Source organism: Bradyrhizobium sp. 6(2017) (assembly GCF_011058295.2).
GTDB lineage: Bacteria > Pseudomonadota > Alphaproteobacteria > Rhizobiales > Xanthobacteraceae > Bradyrhizobium > Bradyrhizobium septentrionale.
In genome coordinates this window covers 8,452,143-8,471,882 of record NZ_CP049289.2, presented here as the reverse complement: position 1 = coordinate 8,471,882, position 19,740 = coordinate 8,452,143, and the positions used below count along the sequence as shown (strand labels likewise).

Genomic DNA, 19,740 nt, shown 5'->3' with positions numbered 1-19,740 from the left:
GAGCGACGACAATGAAAGACATTGGATTCATCGGGCTGGGCACCATGGGACGTCCGATGGCCGGCCATCTCCTGGCTGCCGGCTATCGCCTGTTCTTGCACGACGTCGCGCCTCTGCCGCCGGACCTGATCGCGAACGGCGCGGTCGCGTGCGAGTCCGGCAAGCAGGTGGCGCAGGAAGCCGATGCCGTCATCATCATGGTGCCGGACACGCCGCATGTGGAAGCCGTGCTGTTCGGCAAAGGTGGCGTCGCCGAGGGCGTCTCCAAGGGCATGATCGTGGTGGATATGAGCTCGATCTCGCCGCTCGCGACCAAGGAGTTCGCGCAGAAGATCGATGCACTCGGGGCCGACTATCTCGACGCGCCGGTCTCCGGCGGCGAGGTTGGCGCAAAGGCGGCAAGCCTGACCATCATGGTTGGCGGGCGCGAGCGGGCGTTCAATGCGATGAAGCCCGTGTTTGATACCATGGGCAAGAACATCACCCATGTCGGCGCCAACGGCGACGGCCAGACCACCAAGGTTGCCAACCAGATCATCGTGGCGCTGACCATCGAGGCGGTGAGCGAGGCGCTGCTGTTCGCGTCCAAGGCCGGCGCCGATCCTGCGCTGGTGCGCCAGGCGCTGATGGGTGGCTTCGCGTCGTCCCGGATCCTTGAAGTGCACGGCGAGCGCATGCTGAAGCGCAATTTCGATCCGGGCTTCCGCGTCGAGCTGCATCAGAAGGATCTCAACCTCGCGCTGGAAGGCGCGCGGGCCCTCGGGCTGTCGCTGCCGGGCACTGCCGCAGCCCAGCAGCTGTTCAACGCCTGCACCGCGCTCGGCGGCAAGGCCTGGGACCATTCCGGCATTCTGAGAGCGCTGGAAGTGATGGCCGGCCACGAGGTCACAGCCGCCTGAGCTTCATGCGAAGCAATGGATGAGGCATCGTAGGCCCGGCTGGCGCCGGATTCTGCCGGGGCCCTGCGCAGAGCATTGCAACGCAGGGGTCCATTCCATATAGGTCATGGAATTGTCCGACCGGATGGTCAATAAATGGCGCTCAGACCCGCCCTGGCAATGGACAGGGCCGAACTGGTCTGAGAAATTTGCCGTTGTTGATTCACGTCTGACGACGACGGCTGAACGGCCGGCTGGTGGAACGGACGATACATGGCCCGATCGCGTGCCAAGGACTATGACGACAAGCGCCTCTCGATGCTGCATCGAGCGGCCGAGCTGTTTGCCGCATCGGGATATGTCGGCACGTCGATGAATACCATCGCCGACGCCTGCGGTGTCTCGAAGGCGCTGCTCTATCACTATTATCCCGACAAGGAGGCGATCCTCTTCGATATCCTGTCGTTGCATCTCGATAGGCTGGTGGCGTCGGTTCGCAAGGCGAGCGCCTCGGCCGGCGATCCGGTTGAGCGCCTCGGGACGATCGTCACGACCCTGCTCGAGCTCTACCGGCACGCCGACGCCGAGCATCAGGTCCAGATCGCAAGCCTCAGGCTGCTGCCGGAGGAAAAGCAGCGGCCGCTGCTCGCAAGCGAGCGGATCCTGGTCGGGATCATGTCGGATGCGCTGGCCGCCGCCGTGCCGGCGGCGAAGCAGAAGCGCGTGCTCAAGCCGCTGACGATGAGCGTGTTCGGCATGCTGAACTGGCATTATATGTGGTTTCGCGAGGGCGGGCCGATGACCCGCGCCGACTATGCCGACTTCGTCGTGCAGCTGGTGCTGACCGGTGCGGAGGAGGCGGCTGCCGCCGTTGCCCGGCCGCGCAGCAAGGCGAAGCCCGCCGGCCGGAGCCGGCAGGCCGCGTTGCTCTGATGCGGTGCACTAGGATCCATGCGGATCCTAGGTTCGCATCGCATTCATGGTCAGAAGCTCATAGGTCGCCGCGGTCTCGCCGGTCTCGGTCGTGATCTCGACGTCCCAACGCACTTCGCCATATTGCTTGTTGCGCGGCGTCTTCTCTTTCGCGGTCAGCCGCACCTGGATCTGTTCACCCGGTTGGACGGGTTTCACGAAGCGCAGCGAGTCCAGCCCGTAATTCGCCAGCACCGGGCCGTAGTCGGGATCGACGAACAGGCCGGCTGCGAACGACAGCAGCAGATAGCCATGCGCGACGCGGCCCGGGAAGAACGGATGTCCCTTGGTCGCTTCCTCATCCATGTGGGCGTAGAAGGTGTCGCCGGTGAAATGCGCGAAATGCTCGATGTCGTCGAGTGTGATCTGCCGAGCCTTCGAGACCAGCGTGCGACCGATCTCGAGATCGTCATAGTGATAGCGGAACGGGTGAAGGTCACCCTCGAGCACCGGGCTGCCCTTGAACCAGCGGCCGGTGGCGCCTGACAGCAGGCGAGGGGAGCCCTGCAGCGCGGTGCGCTGCATGTAGTGCTGCAGGCTGCGGACGCCGCCGAGTTCTTCGCCGCCGCCGGCGCGGCCCGGGCCGCCGTGAACCATCTGCGGCATCGGCGAGCCGTGGCCGGTATGTTCCGTCGCGCAGTCGCGGTCGATGATCGCAACGCGGCCGTGAAAACTGCCGATGCCGAAGGCGAGCTCGGTCGCGGTCGGGATATCATGCGTGTAGACCGATGCGACGAGGCTGCCGCCGCCGCGGTTGGTGAGCGCGATGGCCTGGTCGAGATCGTCATAACCCATCACGGTGCTGACAGGTCCGAACGCCTCGATCTCGTGTACGGCTGTTGCGGCAACCGGGTTGGCGCAGTGCAGCAGCAGCGGCGGGACGAAGGCGCCGCGCTTGGCGTCGGCGTCGACCAGCGGGAAATTGCCGGGATCGCCGGCCACCAGTTCGGCCTCAGTGCGAAGCCTGGCCACATGGGCAAGCACATCGCTGCGCTGGCCGAGGCCAACCAGCGGCCCCATCCTGACCTTCTCGTTTTCGGGATTGCCGATCGTGACTTTGGCGAGACGGTCGCGCAGCGCCGTGATGACCGCATCGATCTGCGCCGACGGCGCCAATGCGCGGCGGATCGCCGTGCATTTCTGCCCGGCTTTCACCGTCATCTCCTTGGCCACTTCCTTGATGAAGAGGTCGAACTCCGGGCTTCCCTGCACGGCATCGGGTGCGAGGATCGCGGCGTTCAGCGAATCACGTTCCGCGATGAACCTGACGGCTTCGCGCGCGATCACCGGATGGCGTTGCAGCTTCTCGGACGTGTCGGCCGAGCCGGTGAAGGACACCACGTCCTGGCAGGTCAGGTGGTCGAACAGGTCGCCGGTCGATCCGACGATGAACTGCAGCGCGCCTTCCGGCAGCGCCTTGGATTCGGCGATCAGCCGGGCCAGTTCGTAGGCGACATAGGAGGTGACGGCTGCCGGCTTGGTGACGACGGGAACGCCGGCGAGCAGCGCCGGTGCCAGCTTCTCCAGCATGCCCCAGCACGGGAAGTTGAACGCGTTGATATGCACCGCGACGCCGTGCAACGGCGTCACGATATGCTGGCCGGCGAATGCGCCGCCCTTTGAAAGCCCTTCGACATTGCCGTCGAGCAGGAATCTGGTGTTCGGAAGCTCGCGGCGGCCCTTGCTGGCATAGGCGAACAAGGTGCCGATGCCGCCATCGACGTCAATCATCGCGTCGGTGCGTGTGCAACCCGCCTGGAACGACAATTTGTAGAGCCGGTCCTTGTGCTGGCTCAGATAGTCGGCCAGCGCCTTCAGCAGGCCCGCGCGCTGGTGGAACGTCAGCTTGCGGAGATTGTTGCCGCCGACCGTGCGGCCATAGGCGAGGATCTCGCGCATGTCGAGGTCGCTCCTGGACGTGAGCGCGACCACATCGCCGGTCACGGCACTGTGAATCTCGGCCGCGGGTTCGCCGGAGCCAGTCCATTTTCCGCGGACGAAGCTGCTGAGTTTCATGATGGTATCCGCGCTCTGCGCGCCACTGGATTGAGGCTGTGTCATCGAAGTTGATTCCTCTGAACTGTGATCAAGTGATGCGTCTCGCGTTGCCGGCGGAACGTTCAATTTGCACCTAGAGCATGATCCGGAAAAGTGTGGAGCGGTTTTCCGAAAAGATCATGCTCAAAAACAAAGAGCTGGAGCGGGATGATGATTCGAAGGATCTTCATCCCGCTCTAGGCTCTGCCGGCGAACCGCGGCGCGCGCTTCTCGAGGAACGCGGTGACGCCTTCGGCATAGTCCGCCGATCGGCCTGCGCGTCCCTGCAGGTCGCGCTCGAGCGTGAGTTGCGCGTCGAGCGTGTTGGTCTCGGAGGCATCAAGTGCCTGCTCGATCAGCGCGAGGCCGTCGGTCGGCTGCGTCGCGAGATTGGCGGCCAGCGCATGCGCCTCGGTCATCAGCTCCGCATCCTCGACCATCTTCCAGATCATGCCCCATGATTCCGCCCGCTCCGCGGTGACGGGCTCCGCCAGCAGGGCCAAGGCGCGCGCCCGGGCGGGCCCGACCAGCCGCGGCAGGAACCAGGTGCCACCGGAATCCGGAACAAGCCCCAGCTTCGCGAAGGCCTGGATGAACTTGGCCGAGCGCGCGGCGAGCACGATGTCGCAGGCAAAGGCGACGTTGGCGCCGGCGCCTGCAGCCACGCCGTTGACCGCACACACGACCGGCATCGGGATGCTGCGCAGCTTGCGCACCAGCGGGTTGTAGAATTTTTCAATTGGCGCGGAGAGATCCGGCGTTTCGCCCGGCGTGAACACGCCATCCGAAAGATCCTGGCCGGCGCAGAACCCGCGGCCTGCGCCGGTCAGGATCAGCGCGCGGCAGGACTTGTCCTGCTCGGCGTCCGTCAATGCCGCCAGCAATGCGGCGTGCAGCTCGGCGCTGAAGGAATTCAGGCGGTCGGGCCTGTTGAGCGTCAGGACGCGATACCCGTCGCGGATATCGGTCAACACGAGATCGTTGACCATGATTGCCTCCCGGTGCGGCTTCTACGGCCGAAGGTCGCATGACCTGCCACTGGATTACTATTGACCAACCGGTTGGTCAATTATAATTATCCGCGCAACGGCAGGGAATGCGACGTGCCGACGATCGGCACTTGGCAGGACACCAGCAAGTCGGATCGCGCTGCGCCGTTGCATGTGCGCGTCACGCGCTGCATCTGCTCAAAAGGCGCGGCGTCTCGTGCTCATCGAGCGAGGGCAATTCCGGTCTCGGTCGCGATTTCGGGCACGACATAGATATCACGATCCGATGGGCTACGCGCCGCTGTACTCGCGCGCATATTTGCAAAGCTTATGCGGCGATGCTTGACACTTGTCAGAATGAGCCTTCGCTGAATCCTCCGAAAGGTTCACGTTCGCGCACGGCCGCATGGCCCCCATGACTCGGTGTACGCAGCCACAAATCAGCCGTATATGACCGGCGACCTCCCGCCGCCAAGAGGATGCGCCGAAGACGATGCCGTCGCCGGATATCACCGAGTTCCGGTTCTCGACCGCGCATTTCGGCGAGCGCGACCGGCTGCTGATCTTCCGCGAACAGATCGGGCGGATGATCGTGAAGCTCGATCCTGAGCCGCTCGACGACGGCGCATTCCATGCCGAGGCCAATGTGCGCGAACTGCCCGGGCTCGGCATCGGATCCTGGGCGTGCAGCAATCTCAAGATCGCGCGTCCCCGCGAACTGCTCGATGGCAATGACGATCTGGTGCTGACGATCATCACCAGCGGCAACACGCGCGCCTCGCAGCGCGGCCGCAGCATCGAGCTCGGCCCGGGGCAGGCCGTGCTGCAGTCGAGCGCCGAAGCCGGCAACATGGTGGTCCCGGTGTCGCCAAGCCGCTTCGTCGGTCTCAGGCTGCCGCGCAAGGCCCTCGCATCGCTGGTTCACGATCCCGAAGACATGCTGATCCGTCCGCTGTCGGCCAACACGGAAGCGATACGGCTGCTTGCGCTCTACATCAGGGAGCTCAACGACAGCTACCAGCTTGCGACCCCCGAGTTGCGCGGCGCCGTCGTCAGGCACCTGATGGATCTCGGCGCGTTGATCATCGGCGCGAACCGGGATGCGGCGGTGGCCGCGGAAGACGGCGGGCTTGCGGTCGCGCGGCTCACCGCGGTCAAGGCCGACATCAGTGACAATCTGAGCTACGGCGACCTCAGCCTGTCCGCGGTGGCTGCCCGGCTGAAGCTGACGCCGCGTCATATCCAGCGGATGTTTGAAAGCGCCGGTTCGACATTCTCGGAATTCGTGCTCGGCCAGCGCCTGGCGCGCGCGCATCATTTGCTGACCGATCCGCGCCACAGCAGCAGCACCATCGGCACGATTGCCTTTGAGGTCGAGTTCGGCGATCTCTCCTACTTCAATCGCACCTTCCGCCGGCACTACGGCGCGACGCCGTCGGACATCCGCGCGGTACCGCGGCGGTCCTGACCGAGTGTCTCCGGTCCCGAGGGCCAGACGACGGTGCCGTCGCATTTGAGATAAGCATACCTCGCGGCTCAACGGATGGAGTTCGTTGATGCTGTCGTCGCGGCAGTCGCGATGACCGCCTATCCCGCCAGCACGCAGGATCGCAGGCGCTGCGTTGTCGCGGTGCCGCGCGATACCGCCGATGCATTGGCTGTGTGCTGTCGCGCACACAAGATCGCGTTCGCTCGCGTCAGCTGCGCAGATGATTTTAGCAGCAATGCACGGCAACGTGTTTTCACATTGTTGCGGGATGTCGCATATGTCCAATCCCCCGTCGCCCCAGTCCGAGCCTGCCAACCATCTCGCGCCTAAAAGGCAGCCCCCGGTGATCGTCGCAGCCGGCAAGATTCGTCGAGTGCGATGCATTGAGGCGACTTAAGACCATCGAGGAGAATGTGATGAAGTTTGCACTTCGAGGATATTTTCTTGCGCTCGGCGCGAGCCTGGCTTTGTCCGGCACGGCCATGGCGCAGGATATCAGTGTTGCTGTGGTCGGCCCGATGACCGGTTCGGAGGCGAGCTTCGGCCAGCAGTTCAAGAACGGCGCTGATCTCGCCATTGCCGATATCAATGCGGCGGGCGGTGTGCTCGGCAAGAAGCTGAAGCTGGAGGTCGGCGATGACGCCTGCGATCCGAAGCAGGCGGTGTCGGTTGCCGAGAAGATGGCAGGCGCGAAGATTCCGTTCGTCGTTGGGCACTTCTGCTCGTCGACCTCGATCCCCGCGTCGGATGCCTATGCCGAGGGCAACGTGCTGGAGATCACGCCCGGCTCGACCAACCCGCTGTTCACCGAGCGCGGGTTGTGGAACACGTTCCGCGTCTGCGGCCGGGATGACCAGCAAGGCATGGTCGCGGCCGCCTATATCATCAAGAACTACAAGACCAAGAACGTCGCGATCATCCACGACAAGACGACTTACGGCAAAGGCCTGGCCGACGAGACGCGCAACGCCATCAACGCCGCGGGCGTGAAGGAAAAGCTCTATGAGGCCTACACCAAGGGCGACAAGGACTTTGCCGCGCTGGTGTCCCGCTTCAAGAAGGAGGGAATCGATTTCGTCTATGTCGGCGGGTACTACGCGGAGGCCGCATTGATCCTGCGCCAGATGCGCGAGCAGGGCGTCAATGCCGTGCTGATGGGCGGCGACGCCCTGGTCGACAAGCAGTTCGCGGCGATCGCGGGTCCGCTTGCCGAGGGCTCGCTGTTCACCTTCTCGCCCGATCCGCGCAAGAAGCTGACCGCGGCCGCGACCCTGAAGAAGTTCAAGGACAAGGGCATCGATCCCGACGGTTACACCCTCTACAGCTATGCCGCGTTCCAGATCTGGAGCCAGGCCGTGGCGCGCGCCCAGACCACGGACGCCAAGAAGGTCGCCACGACCATCAAGGCGGGAAGCTGGGACACCGTGCTCGGCAACATCAGCTACACGCCGAAGGGTGACATTACGCTGATCGACTATGTCGTGTACCGCCGCGACAAGGACGGTAACTACGCCGAACTGGCGGCTGGTCGATGATCGCAAGCCGCGACATCGGCACTCCTCCCTGACCGATGTCGCGGCAGAGCCTGTCCGGCTGCGCCGGCTCACAGCGCCAACTCACCAACCTCTGCCAGCCCCGGGGTGTTGGCGCTGTGATGCCCGGCCGGAATGCACCGACTTGCTCGCGCCGATCGGCAGCAACGCCACCGATGACGGCCGCGCCAAGAACCCAAGAATCCGAGCACCGACGCGTCGAGCTGATCCCGCAAAAGCAACCGACGTACCGACGTCGTGGCGCGCCCGCGCCCGCGAGAAATATGGCGCCGATCCGACGGTCACCTATTTCGAGAGCCCCGTCGTGGTCGACAATGTCGCGCAGCAGGTGCTTTCCGACGCGTAGCGAAGGGCGCCACAATCGTCGGCCTCTCCGCTGATCGGAACCCTGGATTGTCGGATCGGCTGCGCATTGTCCGCGTGCCAGTCGCCATGCGCGTCGGCTTGTGTTCAGCACGGCCGCAGGGCTAGTCTGCCTGCAAGCAAGAAGACTGCAGGGAGCCCTCGCGATGAACCAACCTCAATCCTCACATACGGCCCCTGCGTCAGCACTGCCGCGCCGCAGGCTCGGCCGCACCGGGCTCGAGGTCTCCATCCTCGGTTTCGGCACCGCGCCGCTCGGCGATCTCTTTGCGCGGCTCGATGACACGACCGCGATCGCAGCGGCGGGGCGGGCGTTTGCGCTCGGCGTCAATTTGCTGGATTCCTCGCCGCTGTATGGGCATGGCCTCGCCGAGCATCGCTGCGGCACCGCGCTGCGCCGGGTGGCGCGTGACGACGTCGTCGTCTGCACCAAGGTCGGACGCTGGATGGACCCGTTCCACGGCCGCGGCGACGGCTCGAATTTCGCCGGCGGCCAGCCGCATCGCGCGGTGGTCGATTATTCCTATGACGGCACGATGCGCTCGGTCGAGCAATCGTTGCTGCGGCTTGGGACCGATCGCATCGACCTGCTCTTGATCCATGACGTCGACGTCTGGACCCATGGCGCTGACGCGATCGAGGTGCGGTTTCGCGAGGCGATGGAAGGCGCCTATGTCGCGCTCGACAAATTGCGCGCCGAGCGCGTGGTCAAGGGCATCGGGATCGGCGTCAACGAGGCCGAGATGTGCGTGCGCTTCGCCAAGGCGGGTACGTTCGACACCATGCTGCTCGCCGGCCGCTACTCGCTGCTGGAGCAGCCGGCGCTCGCCGAGTTCCTGCCGCTGGCGGAGAAGCAGGGCATCGGCATGATGCTCGGCGGCGTGTTCAACTCCGGCATCCTGGCGACCGGCGCGGTTGCCGGCGCCAAGTATAATTACAAGGACGCGCCACCCGACGTGCTGCAGAAGGTCGCCGCAATCGAGCGCGTCTGCCGCGTCCACGGCGTTGCGCTGGCGACCGCCGCGCTGCATTTCGCGCTGGGTCATCCGGCGGTCGCGAGCCTCGTGCTCGGCGCGCAGACACCGCAGGAGGTCGAGCGCAATGTCGCCGCGCTGTCGGCCTCCGTCCCGGCCGCGTTGTGGCGTGACTTGAAAGCCGAGAGGTTGCTCGATCCGAATGCGCCGGTGCCGACATGATCCGGATCGACGCCCATCATCATGTCTGGACCCTGGCACGCGCCGATTACGGCTGGCTGACACCCGAACGCGGACCGATTTACCGCGACTTCGGGCTATCAGATCTGATGCCGCATCTCGCCGCAGCCGGGATCGATGGCACCATCCTGGTGCAGGCCGCGCCGACCGAGGCTGAAACTGCGTTTATGCTCGACGTTGCCAAAGGCTCCGATCTGGTGCGGGGCGTGGTGGGCTGGATCGACTTCGATGCCGACGACGCGGCGACGCGGATCGATGCGATTGCCGGGCGCGAGCTGCTGGTCGGCCTGCGGCCAATGGTGCAGGACATCGCCGATGACGACTGGCTGCTGCGGCCGGAACTGGCCGCGCCGCTCGAGGCCATGGCGCAGTACGGCTTGGTGTTCGACGCGCTGGTGCTGCCGCGCCATCTGCCAAGGCTCGTCCAGGTGGTCGATCGCCATCCGGACCTGCAATTCGTGCTCGATCATTTCGGCAAGCCAAATCTCGCAACCGGCGACATCGCGGCCTGGAAGGACGATATCGCGAGCCTTGCGGCGCGCGCCAACGTCGTCTGCAAGCTGTCGGGCCTCGCGACCGAGGCGGCGCCGAACTGGCAGGTCGCCGATCTCCGCGAGGCCGTGGACCATGCGCTCGCATGTTTCGGGCCGCAGCGCATGCTGTGGGGCAGCGACTGGCCGGTCGTCAATCTCGCCGGCGGCTATGCGCGCTGGTTCGCTGCTGCCGAGAGCCTGCTGGCTGATTTGTCAAGTGAGGCAAGAGCTGCGATTTTCGGCGGCAATGCGGCGCGGGTCTATTTGTCAAGCCGTGGGCGGCGCACATCCTGGAAATAGATTGCGCGAGGTGCCAAATTTGATCCACAGCGCGCCTTGATGAATCATTCCGGGATAGTTCATAAGCGGCGTCCGCGCCATCAGTGGCGTGACGATTCAGAGAGACGAGCGTGGCAAAGATTCATCATCAGATTGCGCAGGAGCTGGGGGTTCGCGACGAGCAGGTCGAGGCGGCGGTGACGCTGCTCGACGGCGGCGCCACGGTGCCGTTCATCGCGCGATACCGCAAGGAGCTTACCGGCGCGCTCGATGACACGCAGCTGCGCACGCTGGAAGAGCGGCTGACCTATCTGCGCGAGCTCGAGGAGCGCCGCACCGCGGTGCTTAACTCGATCCGCGAGCAGGGCAAGCTCGACGCCGCACTCGAAGCCCAGATCATGGCCGCCGACAGCAAGGGCCGTCTGGAAGACATCTATCTGCCGTACAAGCCGAAGCGCCGCACCAAGGCCGAGATCGCCAAGGAGGCCGGGCTCGAGCCGCTCGCCGATCTCCTGCTGACGCAGCCGCAAAACGATCCCAACGAGGCCGCTTCTCCCTTCGTCGATGCCGAGAAGCAGGTCGCCGACGTCGCCGCCGCGCTGGACGGCGCGCGCGCCATCCTGGTCGAGCGCTTCGCCGAGGACGCCGATCTGATCGGCGCGTTGCGCGAGGAGATGTGGTCGAACGGCATCATGGCTTCGACCGTCCGCACCGGCAAAAAGACCGAGGGCGAGAAGTTCAAGGACTATTTCGATTTCTCCGAGCCGCTGCCGAAACTGCCGTCGCACCGTATCCTGGCGCTGTTCCGCGGCGAGAAGGAGGAGATCCTCGACCTCGCGATCAAGCCGGAAGCCGAGGCGCCGGCGGTCGGCGTGCCCGGCATCTATGAGCTGAAGATCATGAACCGCTTCGCGGTCTCCAACCAAGGCCGCAAGGGCGACAAGTGGTTGACGGAGACGGTGCGCTGGGCTTGGCGCACCAAGATCCAGATCCATCTCAACATCGATCTGCGGATGCGGCTGTGGGCCGCAGCCGAAACCGAGGCGGTGCGCGTGTTCGCCTCGAATTTGCGCGATCTGCTGCTCGCGGCACCGGCTGGCGCGCGCGCCACCATGGGGCTCGACCCCGGCTATCGCACCGGCGTCAAGGTCGCGGTGATCGATGCGACCGGCAAGGTAGTGGCGCATACGGCGATCTTTCCGCACGAGCCGCAGCGGCGCTGGGACGAGGCGCTCGCCATTCTCGGCAAGCTCGCGATCGAGCACGGCGTCGAGCTGATCGCGATCGGCAACGGCACCGCCTCGCGCGAGACCGACAAGCTTGCCACAGAGCTCGTGAAGCGGCTGCCCGAGCGCAAGATGACCAAGATCGTGGTCTCCGAGGCTGGCGCATCGGTCTATTCGGCCTCTGCCTTCGCCTCGAACGAATTGCCCGATCTCGACGTCACCATTCGCGGCGCGGTCTCGATCGCGCGGCGGCTGCAGGATCCGCTGGCCGAACTGGTCAAGATCGATCCGAAGGCGATCGGTGTCGGCCAGTACCAGCACGATCTCGGCGAAGCCAAGCTCGCGCGCTCGCTCGATGCCGTGGTGGAAGACTGCGTGAACGCGGTCGGCGTCGATGCCAACACCGCCTCGGTGCCGTTGCTCTCGCGGGTGTCGGGCATCGGCGCGGGGCTGGCGCAAAGCATCGTGCAGCACCGCGACGCCAACGGTCCGTTCAAGTCGCGCAAGGCGCTGAAGGACGTGCCGCGGCTCGGGCCGAAGGCATTCGAGCAGTGCGCGGGCTTCCTGCGCATCAGCAATGGCGAGGACCCGCTCGATTCCTCCGGCGTGCATCCGGAAGCCTATCCGGTGGTACGCCGCATCCTTGAGGCGACCAAGAGCGACATCAAGGCGCTGATCGGCAACGCCGACATGATGCGTGGGCTCAGGCCGCAATCCTTCGTCGACGACACGTTTGGTCTGCCGACCGTCACCGACATTCTGCGCGAACTGGAAAAGCCCGGCCGCGACCCGCGCCCGGCGTTCAAGGCGGCGGTGTTCAAGGAAGGCGTCGAGGAGGTCAAGGACCTCAAGAAGGGCATGATCCTCGAAGGCACCGTGACCAACGTCGCGGCCTTCGGCGCCTTCGTCGACATCGGCGTGCACCAGGACGGGCTGGTGCACATCTCGGCGATGTCGAAGACCTTCATCAAGGACCCGCGCGAGGTGGTGAAGCCCGGCGACATCGTCAAGGTCAAGGTCCTGGACGTCGAGGTCGCGCGCAAGCGCATCGCGCTGACGCTGCGGCTCGACGACGAGATCGGACCGAAGAAGGACAATGCAGGACCGTCCCGCGATTTTTCGCGCGGCTCGGCCAAGATGACGTCGGCGGCTCCGCGCAAGCCGGCCGAGCAGTCCGGCGGCGGCGCGCTCGCCGAAGCGCTGCGCCGCGCCGCCGAGAAGAGCGGGCGCGGCAAGCCGACCTGAGCCGCGTTGGCGTCATCCGCCACGTCACGGCGATAGAAAAGGGGCGGATCACGCTTCGTTGATCCGCCCGGCGGCTAGCCGCTCAATGTGCAGAGCTGGTGGTGACTTGCCATCAGTTACATCACACCACGAGACAGCCATAGATACGTCGTGCCTTCTCTGAGCCTTTCAATGGCTCGGCCGGCAACGATGCAGTCGATGTCACCTTGTGTCAGGCCGATATCCCTCAGCTCCCTGTCGCTGAGGTCGCGCAAACTGGCTCGCGACCTCGCGCGTTGGCGCCAATTTCGGAAGGCGCGCCAATATCCCTGGAGCAAACCCAGGAGGCACTGCATCGATGCGACTGGTGGTCCAGCCGCTTCCTTTTCCGAGAAAGCGTCTCTTAGCGCTGCGATGGAGGCATCGGGGCATGCCTCGGCCAAGGCATCGCCGGTGGTGCCTTTCACCAGTGCGATGGCGGGGTCGAGGCGCAGCCCTGCGGCATCGCGCCCGGTCGAGGGGCTGAGGTTCGTCTGTTGGGGTGGCATCGGATGCTCCTGCTGTTGTGCCGGCAGGGAGCATGGCCAAACAAAAGGCCCCGTCCGATGCCGGCGGGGCCTGGTGAAAAGATCGCGTCGTCGAATTCCTAGCGCACGACTCCTTCCACGGCCCAGCGAGAGTGGGTCATGTTTTTGCGGTTCGCGATGCGCACGACGTTGATCATGAAGCCCAGTTACCACGGAGATCGCGCATGATCAAGGGGTGTGCCGGTGCGGCGCGTATCCTCAAGGCGAGCGCTCGTGACGTGACGCGAAGTCTGCCCAGGCTCCGAGATCGTCTGGTGGTTTGATTCGGACACTTGAAGGTCGCCTTGCGCACAGAGCTCGCGCGCCAAATCCTAAATCCGGCGTCAGAATCTGGCGCATTTGTCAGTTGAAGTCGGGCATCGGCTTGCGTCTTCTGAGCGTCCTCTGCTTGCGGCGACGAGAGGTTCGCCGCGGTCCCAATCAGGGAGGATTTGATGAAGAACAGGCTGTTCACGTTTCTCACGGCGGCGACGCTCGCTGCCAGCGTTGCGCTTGCACCCGTAGCCTTCGCCAGAGGCGGCGGTGGTGGCGGTGGACATGGCGGTGGCGGCGGTGGTCACGGCGGTGGCTTCGGTGGCGGGCATGGCGGTGGCTTTACTGGCGCCATGGGCGGCGGCATGCATGGCGGCGGAATGGGCGGAATGCGTGGCGGTGGTTTCGGCGGCGGTATGCGTGGTAGCAGCGGCGCGGCGTTCGCCGCGATGGGCGGCGGCGGGCATTTTGCCGGCGGGCGCGTTGGTGGCCCCCGCTTCGTCGGTGCGCCCGCAATCGGCCCGCGATTTGCCGGCGCCGGAGTCCACGGCGCGCGCTTCTTCCATCATGGCGGCTTCCGCCACCACCGCTTCCATCGCTTCGCGGTCTTCGGCGCGCCCTACGTTTACGCCGGCGGCTATTACGATGGCTGCTGGCGCAGGTCGTGGACGCCGTACGGATTGCAATGGGTCAATGTGTGCGGGGACTATTGGTGATCGCCCAACCAACCGCACCGTTGTCGCGGTCGTCGCCAGGCGTTCCATCCAGCCCCGGAATGGGATAGTCTGGCGGCGGCCGTCGCGGGGCGGGCGCCCGGAGAGTTGAGAACTCCAAGAGTTCAAGAAGACTCGGAGTTCAAGACAACTCGGAGTTCAAGATAATGACCGGAGCACACCGCCGCATTCTCGTCGTCGAGGACGATCCTGAGACCGCCGGTCAGCTCGTCGAGGAGCTCACCACCAGCGGCTACGATGTCGACCTGGCGGCGAACGGCCGCGAAGCGCTGAGCCAGGGTGCGGCGCGCGACTATGCCGTGATCACGATCGATCGCATGCTGCCAGACATCGATGGCATCACGGTGATGCGCCAGATGCGCGACGACGGCATCGCGGTGCCGTTCCTGATCATCAGCGCGCTGGGCGAGGTCGACGACCGCGTGCGGGGCTTGCGCGCCGGCGGCGACGACTATCTGGTCAAGCCGTTCTCCTTTGTCGAGTTGCTGGCGCGGCTGGAGGCGCTGGGCCGCCGCAGCGAGACCGTTGCCAAGGAGACCATCCTGCGGGTCGGCGACCTCGCGGTCGATCTGATCGCGCGGACGGCGAGCCGGCGCGGCCGCAAGATTCCGCTGCTGCCGAAGGAATTCCAGCTGCTCGAATATCTCGTGCGCAACGAAGGCCGCGTGGTGTCGCGCGCGATGCTGCTGCAGCATGTCTGGGACCTTCACTTCGATCCCTCGACCAACATCATCGACGTCTATGTCGGACGGGTGCGCCGCAAGGTCGACGATCAGCAAGCCTATCCGCTGATTCACACGATCCGCGGCATCGGGTACTGCCTCCGTGCTCCTGGCTAAAACCCTCAAGTCGTCGACCTTCCGCCTGGCGCTGATCGCGATCGGCGCGTTCGGCCTGATCGTCTCGGCGATCTTTGCCTATGTCTACTGGTCGACGCTGTCCTATGCGCGCGATCGGGCCGATCGCGCCATCACCGTCGAACGGGCCAGCCTGCACGATGCCTATGTGCGATCCGGCCGCGACGGCCTGGCCGCGTTGATCGCACAGCGGATAGCGGACAAGGGTTTTGCCGATCACGTCTACCTGCTGGCCGGTCCCGGCTCGGCGGTGCTCGCCGGAAATCTCAGCCAATGGCCCGAAGGCACTGCGCAGCGGGGATGGGTGGAATTTCGCGCGCCGCCGCCGCCGTCGCTCGCTGCGGGAACCACGCTGGTGCGAGCCGTGACGGAAACCTTGCCAAACGGCGATCGCCTGCTGGTCGGCCGCGACATCGGTGATCTCGACGGCTTCATGGCCCAGATCAGGGCCGCCGGCATCGCCGTTGTCCTACTCATCATCGTGCTTGCAGCCGTCGCCAGCATCGGGGTGACGCGGCGAACGGTCGGCCGGATCGAGTCGATCAATGCGACCAGCCGCGCCATCATGCTCTCCGGGCTCGACCAGCGCATCCCGCTGCATGGCAGCCACGACGAATGGGATCGCGTCGCCGAAAATCTCAATCTGATGCTGGATCGGATCCAGACCCTGATGGGAGACGTCAAGCAGGTCGGGGAGAACATCGCCCACGACCTTCGCACGCCGCTGACCCGGATGCGCGGCCGGCTCGAAAAGGCCTACCACGCCCCGCGCAACGGCGAGGGCGATGCAGCGCTGATCGGCAACACCATCGCAGATCTCGATGCGGTGCTCGGAATGTTCGCGTCGATCACGCGGATTTCCGAGATCGAGACGCGGGCCCGCAAGGACGCCTTCCGCACCGTCAATCTCGTCGAGATCGCAGGCGAAGTGGTCGAACTCTACGATGCCGCGGCTGAGGAGGTCACCACGCATCTCGAGCTTGCCGGCGATGCCGCGGTGCTGGTCACCGGCGACCGCGATTTGCTGTTCGACGCGATCGCCAATCTCGTCGACAACGCCATCAAGCATGGCCGCCCCGGCGGGCGGGTGACCGTGACCTGCGACAACGACGAGGGCGACGCGGTGATTGCGGTGGCCGATGACGGCCCCGGCATTCCACCCGGCCAGCACGACCGCGTCTTCAAGCGCTTCTACCGGCTCGAACAGAGCCGCTACACGCCGGGCAACGGCCTCGGCCTCAGCCTGGTCGCGGCGGTCGCCAGCCTGCACGGCGCGCGAATTGAATTGCGCGACAACGGACCGGGATTGTTGTGCAGGCTGTGTTTTGCCGCTGCAGAAACGTAGGGTGAGTGCGGAGTATCGTACGTGAGGTGAGCACGCCCCCAAGGCTCCCTCTCCACGCAACCGGGGTCTACCCCGGTTGCGCATTGTAAATTTTCGCAAGTCGGGCAGGCCCGACTTGCGGCTGGAGAGGGTGGGGAGAGGGGTGGCCCCGGGCGAACTGATCGATGAGTGCAACGCTTTCGTAACCTGTTCGCTTGTTGCCGTGACGGATTCGGAGAGCGCGCGCCGTGTGGCACCCCTCTCCCTAACCCTCCCCCGCAAGGGGGGAGGGAACCCTTCCGCCGGTGCCTCCCTGACGCGGCAATCACTGAGTTGCCCGACGGCGCAAGCCCCCGCAGCAAAATATTTCGCTTTATCAGAAATACAACTCAGTGTATGAATTGTTCGTCCCGCCCGATCGAGGGGCGCTTCGCGGTCGTCACGAACGAGGTGTGGGATGCGGTGGACGCCGAGCGTGCGAGAGACGAGTGCACACAAGGCGGACGGTGAAGTCGTGTGGTCCTGACGCCCTAGTGGCTGGTGTCCCCTTGCGAGACGCAATTGCGTCTTGCGAAGGCGGTGACAAAAAAGCCAAGTCTCGCCGGGGAGAGCACGAAATAAGCCGTAACCCATCGCGCAGGGAAAGCCGGACTGCTCCGGTTACACCTGTGGTCCTACCCCCGAGCTTTCTACCTTTTGCTCGGGGCCCATGGGTGCGATCGGCACCCGGCTTTCCCTGCGCCCTCTGATCGAGGAGGGCGGAACGAAGAGCAAAGCTCGGGCGGATCATGTCGCGAGAACGCGAAGGCGCGTCCCCACCACATCTGTAATCGCCCGGCTCGACCGGGCGATCCCGTACGCCGCGGCCTCTCGGCTCAAGCCCCGGCGTCTCTGGAGTACTGGATCACCCGCTTTCGCGGGTGATGACACCGCGATGCTTGATAGTGAATCGGATAATCACGCCGGCGTCATTGCCGCATTCGTCGGATTGACGGTGCGATCGGTCTCGTTGATCAAAACCGCCCCGCCATCTCCGCGGGTCTGCGGTGCGCGGCCTCACGGGCCACGCGGATCGGCTCGGTGGGTCCGGTGGTCGGGCCGATCGGCACGAAGCGCACGTCACTGACGCCGATGAAGCGCAGCGCCTCGCGCAGATAGGGCGTCGCCATGTCGATGCGGCCGCGGTTCATGCCGGTGACGAAGTCGCTGCCGCTGGCGATGATCACGATGGTCGGCCGGTCCTTGAGCAGCGGCAGATAACCTAACGCCGGATCGAAGCGGAAGGTCAGCCCGGGCTGGATGATGACGTCGAGCCATTGCTTGAGCTTGTAGGGAACGCCGAAATTCCACATCGGGGTCGAGATCAGCACGCGATCGGCCAGCGACAGCCGCAGCGCGAGGCGCTCGGCGACGGCGAAGGCGTCGTGCTGCGAATTGGTGAAGCTCTTGCCGCCGATCCGGGCGTATTTGGCCTCGAGCAGATAACCCTCGAACTCCGGCAGCGGCTCGCGCCAGAGGTTCATCGCGTCGATCTCCCAGTCCGGCCGCGCCTGGCTGAAATGGTCGAGAAAGACGCGCGCACCATCAGCCGATTCCGAATCGGCGCGAGGAGAGCAGGCGAGGTGCAGCAGTTTTGGCACCGCGCCTCCCTAACCGAGCGCCTTGATGACGGCGTCGGCGTTGGTCACCACGGAAACGTTCTGCAGCGCGAAGTTGATCGCGGCGTTGTGCCAATCGGCATTCATGGTCGAGCAGCAATCCTCTGGTACGATCATGAAATAGCCCTTGTCGGCGCCGGTGCGCGCGGTGTGCTCGACCGACATGTTGGTCCAGGCTCCGGTGTTGATGATCATGTCGCGGCCGGTGGCCTTCAGGATGGTCTCGAGCCGCGTGCCTTCCCAGGCACTCATCCGCATCTTCTCGACCACGAAGTCGCCGGGACGCGGCTCGAGCCCCGAGACCGGCGCTGCCCCCCAGCTGCCGCGCACCATCGCCTTGCTGTCGACCAGTCCCTCGAACAGCGGCGCGTTCAAGGTCACGCCGGGTGCGCCCGGCTCGACGACAAACCAGACATGGATGATGGCGACGCCGCGGGCGCGTGCAGCCTCGGCGACGCGGCGGACATTCTCGACGACATGCTGTTGGCGCGCATGCACGGGCGCGCCGGACTCGGCGAACGCGCCGCCGTCCATGATGACGTCGTTCTGCATGTCCTGGATGATCATCGCGCAGCGCTTCGGATCGAGCTGCATGTCGCCGGCGGCGAGATTGGGCGCGGGCGTAGAGGACGATGCCGCGCCGGCGCCGCCACGCTTGCTGCTCATATAGGGCTCCTGTCGCGGCCCGACCTTGGTCGGGATCGCATAGACCGAATGGGTCGCGGTCAGATACAGCGTGCGGAAGTCGGCGCCGCCCCAGGCAAGATTGGCGACCAGTTCGGGCAGGCGGACCTTGCCGAGCAGATTGCCGTCAGCCGAATAGACCCAGACGCCGCCGGGCGCGGTGACCCAGACATTGCCGCGCTGGTCGCACTTCATGCCGTCGGGCAGGCCGGGCTCGAGCTCGGAGCGGATGCCGCTCGCGAACATGCGCGGATTGGCGAGCGAGCCGTCGGCCTGGACGTCGAAGGCACGGACCAGCGCCTGCACGGTGTCGTTGACATAAAGGATGCGTTCGTCGGGCGAGAAGCACAGTCCGTTCGGCTGCTCGAACAAATAGCGGTCGACCAGCAGTTTGGGCGCACCACCGCCCGGCGGCACGCGGTAGACGGCCTGGAAGCCGAGCTGGCGCGGTCGTTCGACTCCATAGACCGGCATCCGGCCGTACCATGGATCGGAGAAATAGATGGCGCCCGAGGAATGCACGCAGACGTCGTTCGGACTGTTGAGCTCCTGGTTCTCGTAATGCGAGGCCAGCACCTCGCGCCGCCCGTCCGGCCGCTCGCGGATCAGCGACGACGTCGCATGCTCGCAGACGATCAGGTTGAGCTCGGCGTCATAGGTCATGCCGTTGCATTTGTTCGACGGACGCTTGACCTCGACGACGCCGCGCCGCGCATCCCAGCGCCTGCGCACGTCGCCGGGCATGTCGGAGAACAGCAGGAAGTGATCCAGCGGATGCCAGATCGGTCCCTCGGTGAAATCGAAGCCGGTGCCGACCTGGCCGACCGGCGCATAGGGATCGATCAGATCCTCGAACTCGGCGCGCAGCGTGACATGCGTCATCGTGA

At 65.2% G+C, this 19,740-nt stretch carries 16 protein-coding genes; 11 read left to right on the top strand and 5 right to left on the bottom strand.

The genetic code is table 11. The features are described 5' to 3' along the window. Positions 1-11 precede the first annotated feature (11 nt). On the top strand, positions 12-899 hold the full coding sequence (locus G6P99_RS40235; RefSeq protein ID WP_029082732.1) for a 2-hydroxy-3-oxopropionate reductase: 888 nt from the start codon (positions 12-14) through the stop codon (positions 897-899). Between the two features lie 252 nt (positions 900-1,151). Further along, positions 1,152-1,811 carry a TetR/AcrR family transcriptional regulator gene (locus G6P99_RS40230; protein WP_029082733.1) on the top strand — a complete coding sequence of 220 codons (660 nt, stop codon included), beginning with the start codon at positions 1,152-1,154 and terminating at the stop codon, positions 1,809-1,811. 27 nt (positions 1,812-1,838) lie between these two features. On the opposite strand, the gene paaZ is transcribed toward G6P99_RS40230, so the two are convergent. Then, positions 1,839-3,866 (bottom strand): phenylacetic acid degradation bifunctional protein PaaZ, encoded by a 2,028-nt coding sequence (paaZ, locus tag G6P99_RS40225; protein ID WP_165126100.1) that lies wholly within the window; start codon positions 3,864-3,866, stop codon positions 1,839-1,841. Positions 3,867-4,084: 218 nt separating this feature from the next. Continuing rightward, positions 4,085-4,876 carry a 2-(1,2-epoxy-1,2-dihydrophenyl)acetyl-CoA isomerase PaaG gene (paaG, locus tag G6P99_RS40220; protein ID WP_165126097.1) on the bottom strand — a complete coding sequence of 264 codons (792 nt, stop codon included), beginning with the start codon at positions 4,874-4,876 and terminating at the stop codon, positions 4,085-4,087. A gap of 493 nt (positions 4,877-5,369) precedes the next feature. Here paaG and G6P99_RS40215 point away from each other — a divergent pair, with 493 nt between their 5' ends. From G6P99_RS40215 to G6P99_RS40190, 6 genes are all read left to right on the top strand, one after another. Continuing rightward, on the top strand, positions 5,370-6,344 hold the full coding sequence (locus G6P99_RS40215; RefSeq protein ID WP_029082736.1) for an AraC family transcriptional regulator: 975 nt from the start codon (positions 5,370-5,372) through the stop codon (positions 6,342-6,344). Between the two features lie 437 nt (positions 6,345-6,781). Then, positions 6,782-7,900: a branched-chain amino acid ABC transporter substrate-binding protein gene (locus tag G6P99_RS40210; protein WP_029082737.1), complete on the top strand. Its 1,119-nt coding sequence runs from the start codon at positions 6,782-6,784 to the stop codon at positions 7,898-7,900. A 142-nt stretch (positions 7,901-8,042) separates the two neighbouring features. Further along, positions 8,043-8,264: a hypothetical protein gene (locus G6P99_RS40205; RefSeq protein WP_165123010.1), complete on the top strand. Its 222-nt coding sequence runs from the start codon at positions 8,043-8,045 to the stop codon at positions 8,262-8,264. 163 nt (positions 8,265-8,427) lie between these two features. Next, positions 8,428-9,477, top strand: coding sequence for an aldo/keto reductase (locus tag G6P99_RS40200; RefSeq protein WP_165126094.1), 1,050 nt, complete (start codon positions 8,428-8,430; stop codon positions 9,475-9,477). Further along, entirely contained in the window at positions 9,474-10,328 is an 855-nt protein-coding gene (locus G6P99_RS40195; RefSeq protein ID WP_029082739.1) for an amidohydrolase family protein, read from the top strand. Before G6P99_RS40200 ends, G6P99_RS40195 begins: the two co-directional genes overlap by 4 nt. Before the next feature lie 110 nt (positions 10,329-10,438). Beyond that, on the top strand, positions 10,439-12,778 hold the full coding sequence (locus G6P99_RS40190) for a Tex family protein (RefSeq protein WP_029082740.1): 2,340 nt from the start codon (positions 10,439-10,441) through the stop codon (positions 12,776-12,778). A 116-nt stretch (positions 12,779-12,894) separates the two neighbouring features. Here G6P99_RS40190 and G6P99_RS40185 read toward each other — a convergent pair whose 3' ends face one another. Beyond that, the gene (locus tag G6P99_RS40185) at positions 12,895-13,305 is read right to left on the bottom strand and encodes a DUF1127 domain-containing protein (RefSeq protein WP_029082741.1); all 411 of its coding nucleotides are present in this window, start codon (positions 13,303-13,305) and stop codon (positions 12,895-12,897) included. A 473-nt stretch (positions 13,306-13,778) separates the two neighbouring features. On the opposite strand from G6P99_RS40185, the gene G6P99_RS40180 reads away from it, so the two are divergent. From G6P99_RS40180 to G6P99_RS40170, 3 genes are all read left to right on the top strand, one after another. Next, positions 13,779-14,312 carry a hypothetical protein gene (locus tag G6P99_RS40180; RefSeq protein ID WP_029082742.1) on the top strand — a complete coding sequence of 178 codons (534 nt, stop codon included), beginning with the start codon at positions 13,779-13,781 and terminating at the stop codon, positions 14,310-14,312. Positions 14,313-14,476: 164 nt separating this feature from the next. Further along, positions 14,477-15,169: a response regulator transcription factor gene (locus G6P99_RS40175; RefSeq protein ID WP_029082743.1), complete on the top strand. Its 693-nt coding sequence runs from the start codon at positions 14,477-14,479 to the stop codon at positions 15,167-15,169. Continuing rightward, positions 15,156-16,532: a sensor histidine kinase gene (locus tag G6P99_RS40170; RefSeq protein WP_029082744.1), complete on the top strand. Its 1,377-nt coding sequence runs from the start codon at positions 15,156-15,158 to the stop codon at positions 16,530-16,532. The genes G6P99_RS40175 and G6P99_RS40170 overlap by 14 nt, the downstream gene beginning before the upstream one ends. 992 nt (positions 16,533-17,524) lie before the next feature. Here the strand turns inward: G6P99_RS40170 and G6P99_RS40165 are convergent. Then, positions 17,525-18,151, bottom strand: coding sequence for an FMN-dependent NADH-azoreductase (locus tag G6P99_RS40165; protein WP_029082745.1), 627 nt, complete (start codon positions 18,149-18,151; stop codon positions 17,525-17,527). Between the two features lie 9 nt (positions 18,152-18,160). Continuing rightward, positions 18,161-19,735 carry an isochorismatase family protein gene (locus G6P99_RS40160; RefSeq protein WP_165126091.1) on the bottom strand — a complete coding sequence of 525 codons (1,575 nt, stop codon included), beginning with the start codon at positions 19,733-19,735 and terminating at the stop codon, positions 18,161-18,163. Between the last annotated feature and the right edge of the window lie 5 nt (positions 19,736-19,740).